This window comes from Rhizobium sp. UFLA01-1127, assembly GCF_059803845.1.
The window spans coordinates 53,883-69,936 of the sequence record NZ_JAUQTZ010000006.1; the positions used below are offsets into that span (position 1 = coordinate 53,883).

The 16,054-nt window shown below is 60.5% G+C and carries 16 protein-coding genes; 4 read left to right on the top strand and 12 right to left on the bottom strand.

Annotation, left to right across the window (positions count from 1 at the left end; all coding sequences use genetic code 11):
- The first annotated feature begins 362 nt into the window (after positions 1-362).
- Together Q4Q11_RS02795 and Q4Q11_RS02800 are read left to right on the top strand one after the other, a co-directional pair.
- Positions 363-1,094: an SDR family oxidoreductase gene (locus Q4Q11_RS02795; protein ID WP_498568534.1), complete on the top strand. Its 732-nt coding sequence runs from the start codon at positions 363-365 to the stop codon at positions 1,092-1,094.
- A gap of 107 nt (positions 1,095-1,201) precedes the next feature.
- On the top strand, positions 1,202-1,876 hold the full coding sequence (locus Q4Q11_RS02800; protein WP_112502767.1) for a DUF1345 domain-containing protein: 675 nt from the start codon (positions 1,202-1,204) through the stop codon (positions 1,874-1,876).
- Positions 1,877-1,907: 31 nt separating this feature from the next.
- Here Q4Q11_RS02800 and Q4Q11_RS02805 read toward each other — a convergent pair whose 3' ends face one another.
- From Q4Q11_RS02805 to Q4Q11_RS02835, 7 genes are all read right to left on the bottom strand, one after another.
- A complete protein-coding gene (locus tag Q4Q11_RS02805; protein ID WP_075851721.1) occupies positions 1,908-2,081 on the bottom strand; it encodes a DUF1328 domain-containing protein in 174 nt (57 codons plus the stop codon).
- 361 nt (positions 2,082-2,442) lie between these two features.
- Positions 2,443-3,870 carry a gamma-aminobutyraldehyde dehydrogenase gene (locus Q4Q11_RS02810; protein ID WP_498568535.1) on the bottom strand — a complete coding sequence of 476 codons (1,428 nt, stop codon included), beginning with the start codon at positions 3,868-3,870 and terminating at the stop codon, positions 2,443-2,445.
- Positions 3,871-3,883: 13 nt separating this feature from the next.
- Positions 3,884-4,699, bottom strand: a complete 816-nt coding sequence (locus Q4Q11_RS02815; RefSeq protein ID WP_498568536.1) for an ABC transporter permease — start codon at positions 4,697-4,699, stop codon at positions 3,884-3,886.
- Complete coding sequence (locus Q4Q11_RS02820) at positions 4,689-5,663, bottom strand: ABC transporter permease (RefSeq protein WP_112502774.1); 975 nt, start codon at positions 5,661-5,663, stop codon at positions 4,689-4,691. The genes Q4Q11_RS02815 and Q4Q11_RS02820 overlap by 11 nt, the downstream gene beginning before the upstream one ends.
- Complete coding sequence (locus tag Q4Q11_RS02825) at positions 5,660-6,646, bottom strand: ABC transporter ATP-binding protein (protein WP_498568537.1); 987 nt, start codon at positions 6,644-6,646, stop codon at positions 5,660-5,662. Before Q4Q11_RS02825 ends, Q4Q11_RS02820 begins: the two co-directional genes overlap by 4 nt.
- A gap of 189 nt (positions 6,647-6,835) precedes the next feature.
- Positions 6,836-7,996, bottom strand: a complete 1,161-nt coding sequence (locus Q4Q11_RS02830) for an ABC transporter substrate-binding protein (RefSeq protein ID WP_498568538.1) — start codon at positions 7,994-7,996, stop codon at positions 6,836-6,838.
- A gap of 202 nt (positions 7,997-8,198) precedes the next feature.
- A complete protein-coding gene (locus tag Q4Q11_RS02835; protein WP_112502781.1) occupies positions 8,199-9,107 on the bottom strand; it encodes a LysR family transcriptional regulator in 909 nt (302 codons plus the stop codon).
- Between the two features lie 195 nt (positions 9,108-9,302).
- Here Q4Q11_RS02835 and Q4Q11_RS02840 point away from each other — a divergent pair, with 195 nt between their 5' ends.
- On the top strand, positions 9,303-10,145 hold the full coding sequence (locus tag Q4Q11_RS02840) for a hypothetical protein (RefSeq protein ID WP_112502783.1): 843 nt from the start codon (positions 9,303-9,305) through the stop codon (positions 10,143-10,145).
- A 41-nt stretch (positions 10,146-10,186) separates the two neighbouring features.
- On the opposite strand, the gene Q4Q11_RS02845 is transcribed toward Q4Q11_RS02840, so the two are convergent.
- Genes Q4Q11_RS02845 through gltX form a run of 3 tightly spaced genes read right to left on the bottom strand, consistent with a single transcriptional unit; the run spans position 10,187 to position 13,478 of the window.
- On the bottom strand, positions 10,187-10,471 hold the full coding sequence (locus Q4Q11_RS02845) for a hypothetical protein (RefSeq protein ID WP_112502785.1): 285 nt from the start codon (positions 10,469-10,471) through the stop codon (positions 10,187-10,189).
- 36 nt (positions 10,472-10,507) lie between these two features.
- Positions 10,508-12,004 carry a lysine--tRNA ligase gene (gene lysS, locus Q4Q11_RS02850; RefSeq protein WP_498568539.1) on the bottom strand — a complete coding sequence of 499 codons (1,497 nt, stop codon included), beginning with the start codon at positions 12,002-12,004 and terminating at the stop codon, positions 10,508-10,510.
- Between the two features lie 16 nt (positions 12,005-12,020).
- Positions 12,021-13,478: a glutamate--tRNA ligase gene (gltX, locus tag Q4Q11_RS02855; RefSeq protein ID WP_498568540.1), complete on the bottom strand. Its 1,458-nt coding sequence runs from the start codon at positions 13,476-13,478 to the stop codon at positions 12,021-12,023.
- A gap of 349 nt (positions 13,479-13,827) precedes the next feature.
- On the opposite strand from gltX, the gene Q4Q11_RS02860 reads away from it, so the two are divergent.
- Positions 13,828-14,238 carry a hypothetical protein gene (locus tag Q4Q11_RS02860; protein ID WP_498568541.1) on the top strand — a complete coding sequence of 137 codons (411 nt, stop codon included), beginning with the start codon at positions 13,828-13,830 and terminating at the stop codon, positions 14,236-14,238.
- A 47-nt stretch (positions 14,239-14,285) separates the two neighbouring features.
- On the opposite strand, the gene Q4Q11_RS02865 is transcribed toward Q4Q11_RS02860, so the two are convergent.
- Positions 14,286-15,029, bottom strand: a complete 744-nt coding sequence (locus tag Q4Q11_RS02865) for a TerC family protein (RefSeq protein WP_498568542.1) — start codon at positions 15,027-15,029, stop codon at positions 14,286-14,288.
- Positions 15,030-15,165: 136 nt separating this feature from the next.
- The gene (locus Q4Q11_RS02870) at positions 15,166-16,005 is read right to left on the bottom strand and encodes a GyrI-like domain-containing protein (RefSeq protein WP_498568543.1); all 840 of its coding nucleotides are present in this window, start codon (positions 16,003-16,005) and stop codon (positions 15,166-15,168) included.
- Between the last annotated feature and the right edge of the window lie 49 nt (positions 16,006-16,054).

The window sequence follows — 16,054 nt, forward strand, 5'->3', positions numbered from 1 at the left end:
TCATCATTCATATATGAATGATGATAATTTACAAGCTAATGATCACGGCTTGACGACCAATGAATAAAATGTTTGCTTATAAATCATCGATCTTCAAGAGTCTTTAAGAAAAACCGGACGAAAGGTCCGAGCTTGGAAGGAGGAAAGTTCGATGAGGCGATGCATCCGAATGATTAGCGATGGACTGCCAAGTGGCGAACAACATACAGTCCTCCTCAACGAGCTGAGCGGCCGCTTGGCGCAGTCCTTCGAAGCATAGAGAGCGGCTATGCCAACTAATTGTTATTGCAGGATCTTGTTCAAGTTGCTGGCGATGCGCCCGAGATGAATAGGATCGTAGTCCCGAGGAAAGGATAAGGGTTATGGGTCACGGGTTGGAAGGCAGGAAAGTCGTCATTACGGCGGCGGGACAGGGCATCGGCCGGGCATCGGCGGAGCGCTTCATCTCGCTTGGCGCACATGTTTACGCCACCGACATCAACGAGCAGACGCTCTCGACGCTGGATGGCGCCACCAAGCATGTGCTGAACGTGCTCGATAGCGCCGCCGTCAAGGCCTACGCCGAAGAGATCGGTCCAATCGACGTGCTCTTCAACTGCGCCGGCTTCGTCCACGCCGGCACTATCCTCGACTGCGAGGAGAAGGATTGGGATTTCTCTTTCAACCTCAATGCCAAGGCGATGTACACCACCTGCCGCGCCTTCCTTCCCGGCATGCTGGAAAAGGGCAAGGGCTCGATCGTCAATATGTCCTCGGTTGCTTCCAGCGTGAAGGGCGTGCCCAACCGCTTCGCCTATTGCGCCTCCAAGGCTGCCGTCATCGGCCTCACCAAGTCGATCGCCGCCGATTTCGTTTCCAAGGGTATCCGCGCCAACGCCATTTGCCCAGGCACCGTCGACAGCCCTTCCCTGCATGAGCGGCTGCGGGCAACCGGCGACTACGACAAAGCGATGAAGGATTTCATCGCGCGCCAGCCGATGGGCCGCATCGCGACCGCCGAGGAGATCGCCGCACTGGTGACTTACCTTGCCGGCGACGAGGCGGGCTTCACGACCGGCCAGATCCACGTCATCGACGGCGGCTGGACAGGCTGAGGGTTCATTTTCCGATCGGAGGCCCCGTATTGCGGGGCCTCCTTTTATTTGCCACTCTCATCGGCGAATCGTTGTTTTGAAAGACGATTTGCAATCGGGAGAGCGGCATGGATGCGCAAGGACATTTGCATCATTCCAGATGGCGTGTGCTGTGGCGCAAGCACCATGTCATCGCGTTTTCCGTGCTTGCCGGTCTCGCCGTTTTCCTGCTTCTGACCTCTCGCGAGTTGAACGCCGGCAACCTGCTGATCGCTTGGGACGCCACGGCTATCGTCTTCATCGTCTACAGTCTTTATCGCATGCTGACGGCCGATCCGCAGCGCATCCGCAAGCGCTCCGCGGATCTCGATTTTTCAGATGGTTTCCTGCTGTTCCTCTCGATTGCCGCAGCGCTCGCAAGCATCGGCGGCATCGCGCTCGATCTGCTCGGGGTCAAGGACGCCTCCCCGGAAGTCGCCTTTTTCCGCGTGATGATGGCGATCGTGACGATCCTGATATCCTGGGCGTTCCTGCACATTCTGTTCACCATCCACTATGCGCACCGCTTCTACAGCAGCCCGGGCAAGGGACAGGGGCTGAAATTCGCCGAACCGGTGGAAGAACCGATCTATTGGGATTTCCTGTATTTCTCCTTCACCATCGGCGTCGCGGCGCAGACCGCCGATATCGGTATTTCCACCGTTTCCATGCGTAAGCTGGCGCTGCTGCATTCCATCCTGTCGTTCCTGTTCAATACGACGATCCTCGCGCTCGCCATAAACGTTGGGGCGAGCTTGATCTAGCCCGCCCCTTCGACAGTCGTGGCTTATACCGTCACATGACGGCATTGCCTGCCATGACGGCCAGGATCAGGAACACCAGGAAGATGATCAGGAAGATGGCGAAGAGAACGCGCGCGATGGTTGCGGTTGCCGCCGATACCCCTGAAAAGCCGAAAAAGCCGCTGATCAGCGAAATCACAAAGAAAATGAGAGCCCATTTCAGCATTAGCAATCTCCTCTGCGTTGTACTTCTTAAAGACGCGGGAGGAGGGTGATTTGTTCCGAGGGTGGCTTTGATTGATGTGTTGTCGATTTACGTGGAGTTTGCGGAGAGTGCGGATACCTCCTCGGTCCCTTTCGGGACATCTCCCCCACATGGGGGGAGATTGGTAACTCGCTGCAACCTATAGCATCTAAATCAATATCGTATTTGTTGAAGCTAAGGCTGTTATTTTTGCAGAGCGGGCGGCAAGCTCCCAACGATCTCCCCTCATGTGGGGGAGATGTCACGAAGTGACAGAGGGGGTATGGTGTCACAACAAGCACAAGGGCGCTTGTTTGACCGGACGCCTTATTCCAAACTCCTCTCACCCGTGATTGATCATCACATGCCGCACCGCCGTATAATCTTCGATAGCGTAGACTGACATATCCTTGCCGTAGCCGGATTGCTTGAGCCCGCCATGCGGCATTTCGTTGACCAGCATGAAGTGGGTGTTGATCCAGGTGCAGCCATATTGCAGCCGGGCGGCTGTCTGCATGCCGCGGCTGATGTCCTTGGTCCACACCGAGGAGGCGAGGCCGTAGTCGCTGTCATTGGCCCAGGTAACGGCATCATCGGGGTTGGTGAAGCGCGTGACCGAGACGACCGGGCCGAAGACTTCGCGACGGACGATCTCGTCGTCCTGCGTGGCGCCGGCGACGATGGTCGGCGCATAGAAGAAGCCGCGTTCGCCGGAGATCTTGCCGCCTGTCGTGATCTCCATGTGCTTGTGTTCGGCGGCGCGCGTGACGAAGCTCTCGACGCGGTCGCGCTGGCGCTTGGAAATCAGCGGGCCGATTTCGTTCTTGGTGTCGTCGGCGAGGTTGAACCTGATGCTTGACACGGCGGAGGTGAGGTCGGCGACGAAATTGTCGTAGACCTTGGCGTCGGTATAGATGCGGCAGGCAGCGGTGCAGTCCTGGCCGGCATTGTAGTAGCCGAAGGTGCGGATGCCTGACACGACGGCTTCGATGTCGGCATCGTCGAAGACGATGACGGGCGCCTTGCCGCCGAGTTCGAGATGCGTGCGCTTGACCGTCTTGGCCGCGGCCTGCAAGACCTTCTTGCCGGTTGCGACATCGCCGGTGATGGAGACCATGCCGATCTTCGGATGGTTGATCAGCGCATTGCCGACGCTCTCGCCACGGCCGAGGATGACGTTGACGACGCCTTCCGGCAGGATATCCGCCAAAAGCTTCGCCATCTTCAGGGCGGTCAGCGGCGTCTGTTCGGAGGGCTTGAAGACGACGGTGTTGCCGCCGGCAATGGCCGGCGCCAGCTTCCAGGCCATCATCATCAGCGGGTAGTTCCAGGGTGCGATGGAGCCGACGATGCCGATCGGGTCGCGGCGGATCATCGAAGTGTGACCGGGCAGATATTCGCCGGCGACCGGGCCGTGAAGGTTGCGAACCGCGCCGGCAAAGAAACGATAGCAATCGACGATCGCCGGGATTTCATCGTTGAGCACGGCGTTGATCGGCTTGCCGCAGTTCAGCGCCTCCAGCGCTGCGAAGCCTTCGGCATCGCGCTCGATAGCGTCGGCGATCTTGAGGAGGTAGGCCGAGCGCTGGCTGGGCGTGGTCTGCGACCAGCGTGTGAAGGCTTTTTCGGCGGCGTCGACAGCGGCATCGATCTGGCCTAGCGAGGCCTCCGGCAAGTTTAGCACGGTCTCGCCCGTCTTCGGATTGAGGACGCGCTCTTCCGTTTCCGTGCCGGCTTCGAAGCGGGAGCCGATCAGCATTTGGGTATCCATGATTATTCCCCTTTCATTTGCCGCCGCCGGCGATCTGGTCGCCGTCGCGGGTGAGATAGTAGGCTGCCAGGATCGGCAGGAAGGTGACAAGCACGACGACCATGGCGACGACGTTGGTGACGGGCCGCTGGCGCGGGCGGATGAGCTCCTCCAGCATCCAGATCGGCAGCGTCATCTGCTGGCCGCCGGTGAAGGTGGTGACGATGACTTCGTCGAAGGACAGCGCGAAGGCGAGCATGCCGCCGGCAAGCAGCGCCGTGCCGATATTCGGCAGGACGACGTGGCGGAAGGTCTGGAAGCCATCGGCGCCAAGATCCATCGACGCTTCGATGAGCGAACCGGAGGTGCGACGGAAGCGGGCGACGGCGTTGTTATAGACCACGACGACGCAGAAGGTGGCATGGCCGAGAACGATCGTCCAGACCGAGAACGGGATATCGAACAGGCTGAAGGCGGAGCGCAGCGCGATACCGGTGATGATGCCGGGCAGCGCGATCGGCAGGATGACCAGCAGCGAAATCGCCTCGCGACCGAAGAACTTCGTCTGGCTGACGGCGGCGGCGCAGAGCGTTCCGAGCACAAGCGCTATAATGGTGGCGATGGTTGCGACCTGCACCGACAGCGCCAGTGCCGACCAGATATCCGGCCGGTTCCAGGCAATGCCGAACCATTGCAGCGTGAAGCCCGGCGGCGGCCATTGATAGCTCTTTTCCTCCGTCGTGAAGGCGTAGACGAAGATCAGCAGGATCGGCAGGTGCAGGAAGAGCAGGCCGCCGGCGGCCGCGATCTTCAAAGGGAATGAGGCGCGTTGGCCACGATCAGAGCGCATCGAAAGCTCCCTGTTTCTTGGCGATCCAGAGATAGATGGCCATGATGACGATGGGTACGACCGAGAAGGCGGCGGCCAGCGGCACGTTGCCGGCGGTGCCTTGCTGCGCATAGACGGCCTGGCCGATGAAGAGGCGGGAGGAGCCGACGATCTGCGGGATGATGTAATCGCCCAATGTCAGCGAGAAGGTGAAGATGGAGCCGGCGACGACACCGGGCAACGCCAGCGGCAGCAGCACCATGCGGAAGGTTTGGTTCGGCGTCGCGCCGAGATCCGAGGAGGCTTCCAGCAGATTTGCCGGCACGCGCTCGAGGGCGGCCTGCGTCGGCAGGATCATATAGGGCAGCCAGATATAGACGAAGACGAGGAAGGTGCCGATATAGCTGACCGAGAGCGAATTGCCGCCGATGACGGGTAAAGCGAGCACGCCATCGAGCAGCCAGCCGAGATGCAGCTTGGCGAAGATCCAGGTGAGGATGCCTTCCTTGGCGAGGATGAGTTTCCAGGCATAGACCTTGACCAGATAGCTCGACCAGAGCGGCAGCATGATGCCGAGATAGAACAGCGCCTTCCATTTCCCCTGGGCATAGCGGGCCGCATAATAGGCGATGGGGAAGGCGATCAGGGCAGAAGCAATGGTGACGAGGGCGGCCATCACGACCGTACGCAGGATGATGTCGAAATTCGTCGAGTTCAGAAGCTGTGCATAGGTCGAGAGCGTGAATTCGTAATTCACCATTCCCGAGAAGTCGTCGATCGAGAAGAAGCTCTGCAACAAGAGCGCGATCAGCGAGCCGATATAGATGATGCCGAGCCAGAGCAGCGGCGGCGTCAGCATCAGGAACAGCAGCAGCTTCGGACGCCGCCAGAAAAGATCGGAGAGACGGCCGAAGATGCCGCCACGGCGCGGCAGGATCGAGGCCGGCGCCTGGTTCGACGAGGCGGGGAAGGCGGCGGCGTTCATGCGGCGTCATCCATGTAGTGCACATCCGCCGGCAGCCATGCGAGGCGGACGGAGGCGCCGGTATCCGGGGCCGGCTGGCCGGCCGGCACCGTCACATGCAGGCGGGCGCCGTTCGTCTCGACGGAGAGGCGGGTAGCGGCGCCGAGAAAGCTCGTCGCTTTCACGGTCGCCGCCACGCCGCTCTCCTCAGTCAACCGGATGGCTTCGGGGCGCAGGCTGGCCCAGCGCCGCTCGCCGCCGAGCGACGACATGGTTTCGGGGGCGATGACGTTGGAGGAGCCGACGAAATCGGCGACGAAGCGGGTCTTCGGCCGCTGATAGATATCGTGCGGCGTGCCGTGCTGCACGATGCGGCCGTCGTTGAAGACGGCGACCCGGTCGGCCATGGACAGGGCCTCGCCCTGATCGTGGGTGACGAAGACGAAGGTAATGCCGAGCGCGCGCTGCAGGCTCTTCAGCTCCTCCTGCATCTGCTCGCGCAGTTTCAGGTCGAGAGCGCCGAGCGGCTCGTCGAGCAGCAGCACCTTCGGCTTGTTGACCAGGGCGCGGGCGAGCGCCACGCGCTGGCGCTGGCCGCCGGAGAGCTGGCCGGGACGGCGGGCGCCATAGCCCGGCAGCTTCACCAGTTCCAAGGCCTGTTCGGCGGCACGCAGCCGTTCGGCCTTGCCGACACCCTTGACCATCAGCCCATAGGCGACGTTATCGAGGATATTGAGATGCGGAAACAGCGCATAATCCTGGAAGACCGTGTTGACGTTGCGCCGGTAGGGTGGCACGCCTTCGGCGGTTTCGCCGAAGATCTCGATATGGCCGCCGGTGGGCTGCTCGAAGCCGGCGATCAGCCTGAGGCAAGTGGTCTTGCCGGAACCGGAGGGGCCGAGCATGGCAAAGAATTCGCCCGGCGCGATCTCCAGATCGACGCGGTCCACAGCGCGGACCTGGCCAAAATGGCGCGACACCTGCTGGAAGCGAACGGCGTTCATTGGTTTCTCCAGGAAGAGGTTTTCTTTCCTTCTCCCCGGCGGGGAGAAGGTGGCCCGAAGGGTCGGATGAGGGGGTGATGCGGCTTAGGCTGTCCTTCGCTTTTTGCTCAGGACGTTCGTCGCTTCGCTCCTCATCCCCCTCATCTGCCCTGACGGGCATCTTCTCCCCGCTGGGGAGAAGGGGAAAGGTCATCTACCGCCGATCACGCCGATATAGTCGGAAACCCAGCGATGATAGGGCACGCATTCGCTCTGCGTGCTGCATTTTGCGACCGGAGTCTTCCAGAACTTGATCTTGTCGAAATGATCGTAGCCGTTGGTGGCGCAACCGCTGTCGGTGAGCAGCTCATCGCCCTTGCAGGCCGCCGGAACGGAGGGTACGGCGCCGAACCATGCGGCGGCATCGCCCTGGACCTTGGCCTGCAGGGAGTGTTCCATCCACATATAGGCGCAGTTCGGGTGTTCGCTGTCGGCATGCAGCATGGTGGTATCGGCCCAGCCCGTCGTTCCCTCGTCCGGGAAGGTGGAGGCGATCTTCTGCTTGTCTGCCTGCAGGAGGTTCACCTGGAACGGCCAGGAACCGGAGGCAACGACGCCTTCGTTCTTGAAGTCGTCCGTCTGGATCATCGCATCATGCCAATAGCGGCTGACGATCTTGCGCTGCCCGCGCAGCAATTCGAGTGCGGCCTTGTACTGATCTTCGTTGAGTTCGTACGGATCCTTGATGCCCAGCTCCGGCTTGTGGGCCATGAGGTAGAGGGCGGCATCGGCAATGTAGATCGGCCCGTCATAGGCTTGCACGCGGCCCTTGTTGGACTTGCCGTCGGGCAGGTTCATTTCTTCGAAGACGACGTTCCAGCTCTTCGGCGGCTGGTCCTTGAAGGCGGCGGTGCTGTACATCAGCACATTCGGCCCCCAGAGGTAGGGAACGCCGTAATGGACGCCGTTGACCGTGTGCCAGAGAGCATTCTTCAGGCGGTCGTCGAGGTTCTTCCAGCTCGGAATCAGATCGGTATTGATCGGCTGGACGCGCTTGCCGGCAACGAGACGCAGCGATGCGTCGCCTGAAGCGGTGACGAGGTCGAAGCCGCCTTCGTTCATCAGCGCGACCATTTCGTCCGATGTCGCCGCGGTCTTGACGCTGACCTTGCAGCCGGTCTCCTTCTCGAAGCCGGTGACCCAATCGTAATTCTTGTCGCTTTCGCCGCGTTCGATATAGCCGGCCCATGCGACGATGCTGACGGCGCCTTCACCCTTTCCGAGTGTCTTCAGCGGTTCGGCGGCAATGACCTGCGTGGCGAAACTTAGGCATGCGAGTGCGGCCGTGCATGATTTCAGCAGATGCTTCATCGGACTCTCCCGGTTTTTTCAGCCTTGATCGTGTGGAGCCAGTAGCTGGCTTCCTGTTCCCGGAAGAAAAGGTGACGCGATTTCGCCGCATTCGCAAATTCATTTATCAGAAAGTCGATATCGGAAATTCCGATAGATATGGATATGGCTCCGTTGCTCCATGGAAAAGCCTTTACCTGCCTGGGGATAGGGTGGGGTGCCGCTACCTCTGTCGCCCCGAGCGCATGCTTTCGGCAATGCCGACGAAATCGCGGGCGGCCTGTGGGAGGCTCGATCCTTTGCGCCAGACCATGCCGACCTGGACCACCGGCAGCGAGCCGGAGACGTCACGGCTCTCGATGCGATCGCCTTCCAGCGACCACGGGCGATAGACGAGGTCCGGTAAGAGGGCGACGCCCGCGCCGGTTGCGACCAGGCTGCGCACCGCCTCGACCGAGCGGGTGCGGAAGGCGACGTGAGGGCGGGCTCCGAGCGCGGTCAGAAGCTTGCCCGTATTCTCCTCGATCTCGTCGATGGTCAGCATGATCAGGGGCTCACGGCTGATATCGGCGACGCTGATGATATCGGCCGAGACGAGGGGATGGCCCATGGGTAGCCAGAGGCGATAGGGCGAGGTTTCGAGGATCTCGGCCTGCAGCGCCATGCGGTCGCGCAGATTGGAAATGACCATGACGGCGACGTCGAGTTCGCCACCAACCAGAAGATGTTCCAGATAACCGCCATTGTCCTCGATGGCGCTGACTTCGACGCCGGGGCAGGCGCGGCGGTAGCGCGCCAGAAGATCGGATAGCACATAGCCGGCGACAAGGGACGTCACGCCGATGTTCAAGGTGCCGCCAGCCTCGTTCCGCTTGCCGGAAAAGCTGGTGCGCGCGTCGGAAACGGTCGCGAGAATCTTCGTCGCGTGCCGTAGGAACTGATGGCCGTTATGGGTGATCGACAATCCGCGCGGATGGCGCTCGAACAGCGCGACGCCGAGGTCGCTTTCGAGCTCCTTCAGGGCTTCGGTGACCGAGGATTGCGAGATGGACAGGTTCTGCGCCGCACGCGTCACGGAGCCTTGTTCCGCCACTGCGACGAAGTATTGCAGCTGTCTCAAAGTGAAAGCCATGACAGGGTTAGAGCATGTCCGCGGATAGAAAGGCAAGCGCTCGCAATAGCTGTGAAAGTTTGGACCTTTTTTGGTAACGATGGCGCGAGCGATGCAAGTTTCGCTTCTGCTTTAAGTATTCCGAAACGCCAATTCCCTAACGTGAGGGTTGATCATCTTTATCGCCTTGGAGTGGTCTATGCTGGAGCAGTTGGCGTGAGCGCCTTACTGCACATTTTCCGGATACCCCGGAAGTTTGTCGTCATGATCGGCGGAGCGGCCATTCTTATCGGCTGCTCCGGCGTTTTGGCGCTTTATGTCGGCAAGGACAAGCTGCTCGATCTCGCATCGGCGTCTCCCAACGGTCTCCAGTGTACCGACGTCAATCTCGTGACCATCCGCAAGGATAACCGCTTCTGGGTCCGCAAATATATCAACACCGAACCGACCGATGGCCTGACACGCGTGAAAACAGCGCTGCGCGTTGCCAAGGCCCTCTACAGGGAGCAGAAGCCTGATCTCGTCCAGGTTGTGGTTCTCGATCGGAATGGACCGACGCTGCGCTCCGACATACGCGGCCGGGCGCTGGGGGCGGATGTCGTCTATGTGCCGCATCCGGATAAACTTGCCGACGGCAGCGCCGAGGCTCCGCTCACCGCGCGCTATTACAATGGCGATGCGAGCGCCGCGGGCCTGTTCTATGGCGAACAGGTCACCATGCTGCCGCAGGATATCGACGCCGCGATTGCCGGATTGAAAGATTATAGCGATTGCGACAATGCGCTGGCAACCGATGCGGCCGCGCACGGCGATGCCAAGAAGGACAAGATGAAAGCGGCGATCGCCGCGGAAGAAAAGGCGGCGGCAAAGCAGGCGGCGGAACACGATGCCAAACCGCTGCCGCCGGAGCCGAAATCGACCGGCAACGTACGGCCGGGTTATGACGAGAACGGCGAATTCATCGGCGCCGATGCCGGGGCTAAGGAAAAGAGCCCGTCGCCCGGACTGGATCCGACCATGACGGGTGCTGCCGACGTACGCTCACCCGTCACGAACTGATCGAAATCAGCTTTGGGCTGTCGAGCGGAAAGACAATAACGTCAATCCGCCAGATGTTTTTCGCCGATAGCCTGGTAAAGCGCAAAGAGCGCTTCGTGAACTTCGCCGGCAAGACGGTAGAAGTTCGGGTCCGCCAGAATGGCGGGGTGCTGCAATAGCTGATCGTCGGTCATGTCGAGCATGAGCGACGTCGTGTGCATTGCTTCGTGGCAGCCGAACGTTCCCGGTGCGTATTGCGAGAGATCGACGTCGCCGATCTCTGCAAGGTCGGCCAGCCGCTGACGCTCGTTGTCGGCATCCGCGGCCGGTATCTCTTTTTCGGTCATTGTCTGCGCCTTTGATGTTCGAGCGGCCAAACGGTCTCAGTCTGCCTTGTTGCGACGTGCCGGGAAAAGGATGATGTCGCGGATCGACGGCGAGTTGGTCAAAAGCATGATCAGACGATCGACACCAATGCCGAGGCCGCCCGCGGGCGGCATGCCCTGATCGATTGCGTCGAGGAATTCCTCGTCCAGTTCCTTCTGCTTTTCGCCGCGCGCATGCGCCTGCTCGAGCTGCTCGACCATACGGGCGCGCTGTTCTTCCGGATCGTTGAGTTCCGAGAAGGCGTTGCCGAGTTCCCAGGCGTTGCAATAGGTCTCGAAGCGCTCGACGAGACGCGGCTCGCCCGGCACTTCCTTGGCGAAGGGCGAGATGTCCTTCGGAAAATGCGTGACGTGCGCGGGCTGGATCAGCGTGCCCTCGACCTTCTCTTCGAAGATGAAGGCAAGGCATTCGCCCCAGGTCGCATCCTTTTCGACGGCAAAGCCGGCGGCCTTGGCGGCGGCGCGGGCTTCTTCGTCGGTCTTGATTGCCAGGAAGTCGATACCGGTCGCTTCCTTGACGGCATCAGGCATAGGCACGCGGCGGAACGGACCCTTGAAGGAGATCTGCTTGTCGCCGAAGGCGAATTCCGTGCTGCCGTGGATCGACATGGCAAGCGTCGAGAACAGGCGCTCGACAAGATCCATCATGTCCTCGTAGTCGGCATAGGCCCAATAGCACTCCATCATGGTGAATTCGGGATTGTGCCGGGTGGAGACGCCTTCGTTGCGGAAGTTTCGGTTGATTTCGAAGACCTTGTCTGCGAGCGCCGAAACCAGCGTGCGCTTCAGGTATAGTTCCGGCGCGATGCGCAGGTACATGTCGAGCTTCAGCGTGTTGTGATGCGTCTTGAACGGCTCGGCGGTGGCGCCGCCGTAGACCGACTGCAGCATCGGCGTCTCAACTTCCATGAAGCCGTCATTTTCCATGAAGCGGCGGATGCCGGAAACGATGCGGCTGCGCTGCTGGAATCGGAGCTTCGATTCCTCGTTGGTCATGATGTCGAGGTGGCGCTTGCGGTAGCGCAGCTCGATGTCGGAGACACCGTGCCACTTTTCCGGCATCGGCAGCAGCGTCTTCGTCAGCATGGTGATCTGCTGCGCGTTGATGGTCAGCTCGCCGCGCTTGGTGCGGCGCACGACGCCCGTCACGCCGATGATATCGCCGAGATCGATCATCGGCAGCAGGGAGCGCGCCTCTTCCGAGGTTACGTCCTTGTGGCTGAAGATCTGAATCTTGCCCGAGGCGTCATGGATGTCCATGAACATGCCGGAATTGCGCGAGGAATAGACGCGGCCGGCGACGGTGACGGCATCCGTGGTCTCGGTGTCCGGCTCCAGGCCTTCATATTTCGCAGCCAGCTCGGCATTGGTCAGCGTGCGGTGGAAATGCGCCGGATAGACGTCGCCGATCTGCTCGCGCAGCAGCTTCAGCTTCTGGCGGCGGACTTCAGTCGCGTCGGAGGAGAGGGCGGATGCTTCGGTCTTGTCGTTCATGGTTTTAAAGTCCGGTTCAATTCTTCGGGCCGACGAGGCTCGCAACGGTCTGCGCAGCCAGTTTCAACCGCTGGCGCACGACGGAGCGGCCGAGGATGGCCATGCTATCGAAAAGCGGCAGCGAGCGCGAGGAGCCCGATACGGCGACGAAAAGCGGTGCGACGATGACCTTCAGCTTCTTGCCCATGCGGTCGGCAATGGCGCGCAGCTCGGCTTCGATCGTCTCGACATTCCATTCGAGGATCTTCTCGAGATCCGGCTGCACCGTGTTCAGGATTTCCAGGAGCTCTTCCGGCGTCGACTTGATCTTGGCGAAGGCCGAGGGATCGAGGTTGAGGTCGGACTTGAACAGGAAGCCGGCGAGGTCAGGCAGCTCGCCGAGCTTGGTGATGCGCGACCGGGACAGCTTCAGGCCTTCCTTCAGGCGGTCGTTTTCCATAGCCCAGGCGAGGACACGGTGCTGGAATTCCTCTTCCGAGAGTTTTTCGCGAATCCAGCGGCCGTTCAGCCAGTCGAGCTTCTGGATATCGAAGATCGCGCCGGCCTTGGAGAGGTTTTCCGGATCGAACTTTCCGGCGAGCTCGTCCATGGTGAGGAGCTCTTCGCCTTCGGCGATCTGGATGAAGAACAAGCCGAGGAAGTTCATCAGCGCCTCGGGGATATAGCCGAGGGCGGTATAGTAGGAGATCGAGGTCGGGTTCTTGCGCTTCGACAGCTTCGACTTGTCGGCATTGCGCATGAGCGACAGGTGCATGAACACCGGCGGTTCCCAGCCGAGATACTGATAGATCAGGATGTGCTTCGGCACCGACGCGAGCCATTCTTCGCCGCGCGCGACGTGGGTGATCTTCATCAGATGGTCGTCGACCACGTTTGCCATATGATAGGTCGGCATGCCGTCGGCCTTCAAGAGAACCTGCATGTCGACGGCATCCCACGGGATTTCCACATCGCCATAGACGCCGTCATGGAACTTGCAGGAGCCCTCCGTCGGGATCTTCATGCGCACGACATGCGGCTCGCCTGCGGCAACGCGCGTGGTGACTTCCTCTGCCGTAAGGTTCAAACAATGGCCGTCATACTTCGGCGGCAGGCCGGCGGCGCGCTGCGCCTCGCGCATCTTTTCCAGGCGCTCCGGCGTGCAGAAGCAGCGGAAGCCGTGACCGGCCGAGACGATCTGCTCGACATAGGGCTTGTAGAGTTCCTTGCGGTCGCTCTGTCGATAGGGGCCGTAGGGGCCGCCGATATCCGGACCTTCGGACCATTTCAGGCCGCACCATTTCAATGCATCGAGCACCTTGGTCTCGAATTCCGGGGTGGAGCGGGTCGCGTCGGTATCCTCGATGCGCAGGATGAACTCGCCGCCGTGTTTCTTGGCGAAGAGATAGTTGAACAGCGCGATGTAGGCGGTGCCGACATGCGGCTCGCCGGTGGGGGAGGGTGCGATGCGGACGCGAACGCCTGAAGTGGTCATCTTGTTTGCCCGTCATAAAGGGCCGGGCCGCGCTCGGGACGAGCGCCGTCCAGCCGAAGATGTATCTGAATTAGGAAACGGGCCGGAAAAGGGCGCATTGCCGTTTCCATTCCGCGTTTTCCGTATGGCTGGCTTAGGCCATATTCAAGTGATGGCGTCAAGGGAAACTGCGCCGCAAGGCTGCTGCGGCAAGGTTGCAGGCATTGTGCCGCATCGATTTGAGCCGATCCCTTGATTCCTAGAGATCTCTTTACTCTTCAGAAATAAAGGCGAGCCGCGCGGCGAATTTGATTTGCAATTTTCGCGGCAGTTGCGAAATAGGTCTTCAATCGTTCACTGCGAGGAAGCAATGAAGAAATTGATTTTGAGCCTTTTGTTGACCGCTGCCACGATCGACGTTGCTGCGGCTCAATCGACCATTACGCGCGACAGCTCGGCGCATCTGATCGAGTCCTATCGTGCCTATATCGGTAGTGACGACCTTTACAATTCCAAGGGCGAGCGGCTGACGGCGCCATGGCAGATCATCCGCCAGGACCGCGCCAATTACCACGCCTATCGCCGCCGCGACCGTGGCGACGAGGGCGACAGCTTCTTCTCGCTGCCGTCCAATCGCCAGAAGCTGGAAGCCATGCTGGCAAATGGCAATATCGCCGACGACGCCGGCAACCTCATCGTTCGCGGCAATGTCTGGGTGAAAGTGGATATTTACGGGCGCGGCGATGTCGGCGAATGGGTCGACATCCACGTCCAGGACTGATTTGACGCTATCAAAGCCGCACCCGTTCCTGGATGCGGCTTTCCCGGTCAATGGCCGCCGGGTGCCTTTTTCCGACGGTTGCGCGCCATCATGTTGAGCACTTCGACGAGGGCGGAAAAGGCCATGGCGGCGTAGATGTAGCCCTTGGGCACATGCACGCCCATGCCCTCGGCGATCAGCGTCGTGCCGATCATCAGCAGGAAGGCGAGCGCCAGCATGACGATGCTCGGGTTCTTCTCGATGAAATTGGCGAGTGGGTTGGCGGCCACCAGCATGACCGTGACGGCGGCGATCACGGCAATGAACATGATCGGCAGATGCGGCGTCATGCCGACGGCGGTGATGATGCTGTCGATCGAGAAGACTAGGTCGAGCAGCAGGATCTGGCCGATTGCCGAAGCGAAGGTCGTAGTGGTCGACTTGGCGATGAAATCCTCGCCCTGTTCCTGAGGATCGACATTGTGATGGATCTCCTTCGTCGCCTTCCAGACGAGGAAGAGACCGCCGCCGATCAGGATCATGTCCTTCCAGGAAAAGCCTTGTCCCAAAAGCTCGAAAACCGGCCGGGTGAGCTGCACGATCCAGGCGACCGTTCCGAGCAGGGCAAGGCGCATGACGAGGGCAAGGCCGATGCCGACCTTGCGAGCCCTGTCCCGATGTTCGGCAGGCAGCTTGTTGGTCAGGATCGATATGAAGATGAGGTTGTCGATGCCGAGGACCACCTCCATGACAACGAGCGTGACGAGCGCTATCCACGCACTCGGGTCCTGCATCAGCCCCACAATATCCATAGGTGACTTCCCCTTGTCAGCTTTTCGATCCTGCCGATGCTGACCCCCAGCTCCGGCCTTTAAGAATGGCCGTAATGTAAGGAGTGCCGTCTCTGGTACAAGCGCCGCCGCCATTTTCATAGCGGCGGCGCGCTGTTCAGGCTTTCAGCGGAATCCAGATTTCGGTCACGCCCATGCCGGTGCGCGGGTCGAAGCGATCGTCGTAGCGTTCCATCATGTCGAGGGTGCCGGCATGCTGTTGGCCCGATTGCGGGAGCCACTCGCCGAAGATCTGGTGCACCGTCGCCGAAATGCCGGAAATATGGCCGCGATGCGTGAAGATCGCATAGCGCTGTGGCGGGAGTTTCGTGATGACGAAGCCTTCGGGCAGGTCGTCGGTGCCGGAGACTTCGGCGGCCGACATATAGCGGAAGCTCTCGCTGCCGTCTTCCGCCTGGGTGCAGACGCCATAGGCGACATTTCCGATCTGGCCGGGAATATGGCCGAAATGCTGGTTGAATTTCTGCCAGAGCGAAGGGATCGCCTGCGTGGCTTCATGGGCATAGGTTTCCGCAAGGCCGGCAAGCAGCATTGCGGCGTGGGTCTCGAAGCGCGGCGCATCGAGCTTGGGAAGGCGGGTGTCGTCCATTCTGATCGGCTCCTGTAGGGCGAGGTTGCGGACGTGCCCCTGTTTGCGCAGGCTTTCCGGTGTCATGCCGAATTGCTCGCGAAAGGCACGGGTGAAGGCCTCGTGCGAGCCGTAGCCGGCGTCGAGGGCAACCTGGAGAATGGAGGAGGAGCCGTCGGTCAGTGCGAGAGCCGCCCCGCTCAGGCGACGGCTTCTGATATAGCCGCTGATCGAATGGCCCGTCGTCATCCCGAAGACACGCGAAAGATGATAGCGCGACAGCCCGGCCGTCTCGGCGATCTCTTCGAGCGATATATCGGATTTAAAATGGCTTTCGATAAACCATATCGCTCTGCCGATCGCGCTCATTTCAACTCCCCTGGTTGCCGGACCACTCATAGGCTGCTGGCAGAAGCGA

Bases quoted from the DNA above. Each gene is read 5' to 3' on its own strand.
- Q4Q11_RS02795 (WP_498568534.1), top strand. From the start codon at position 363: ATGGGTCACGGGTTGGAAGGCAGGAAAGTCGTCATTACGGCGGCGGGA.
- Q4Q11_RS02800 (WP_112502767.1), top strand. From the start codon at position 1,202: ATGGATGCGCAAGGACATTTGCATCATTCCAGATGGCGTGTGCTGTGG.
- Q4Q11_RS02805 (WP_075851721.1), bottom strand. From the start codon at position 2,081: ATGCTGAAATGGGCTCTCATTTTCTTTGTGATTTCGCTGATCAGCGGC.
- Q4Q11_RS02810 (WP_498568535.1), bottom strand. From the start codon at position 3,870: ATGGATACCCAAATGCTGATCGGCTCCCGCTTCGAAGCCGGCACGGAA.
- Q4Q11_RS02815 (WP_498568536.1), bottom strand. From the start codon at position 4,699: ATGCGCTCTGATCGTGGCCAACGCGCCTCATTCCCTTTGAAGATCGCG.
- Q4Q11_RS02820 (WP_112502774.1), bottom strand. From the start codon at position 5,663: ATGAACGCCGCCGCCTTCCCCGCCTCGTCGAACCAGGCGCCGGCCTCG.
- Q4Q11_RS02825 (WP_498568537.1), bottom strand. From the start codon at position 6,646: ATGAACGCCGTTCGCTTCCAGCAGGTGTCGCGCCATTTTGGCCAGGTC.
- Q4Q11_RS02830 (WP_498568538.1), bottom strand. From the start codon at position 7,996: ATGAAGCATCTGCTGAAATCATGCACGGCCGCACTCGCATGCCTAAGT.
- Q4Q11_RS02835 (WP_112502781.1), bottom strand. From the start codon at position 9,107: ATGGCTTTCACTTTGAGACAGCTGCAATACTTCGTCGCAGTGGCGGAA.
- Q4Q11_RS02845 (WP_112502785.1), bottom strand. From the start codon at position 10,471: ATGACCGAAAAAGAGATACCGGCCGCGGATGCCGACAACGAGCGTCAG.
- lysS (WP_498568539.1), bottom strand. From the start codon at position 12,004: ATGAACGACAAGACCGAAGCATCCGCCCTCTCCTCCGACGCGACTGAA.
- gltX (WP_498568540.1), bottom strand. From the start codon at position 13,478: ATGACCACTTCAGGCGTTCGCGTCCGCATCGCACCCTCCCCCACCGGC.
- Q4Q11_RS02860 (WP_498568541.1), top strand. From the start codon at position 13,828: ATGAAGAAATTGATTTTGAGCCTTTTGTTGACCGCTGCCACGATCGAC.
- Q4Q11_RS02865 (WP_498568542.1), bottom strand. From the start codon at position 15,029: ATGGATATTGTGGGGCTGATGCAGGACCCGAGTGCGTGGATAGCGCTC.
- Q4Q11_RS02870 (WP_498568543.1), bottom strand. From the start codon at position 16,005: ATGAGCGCGATCGGCAGAGCGATATGGTTTATCGAAAGCCATTTTAAA.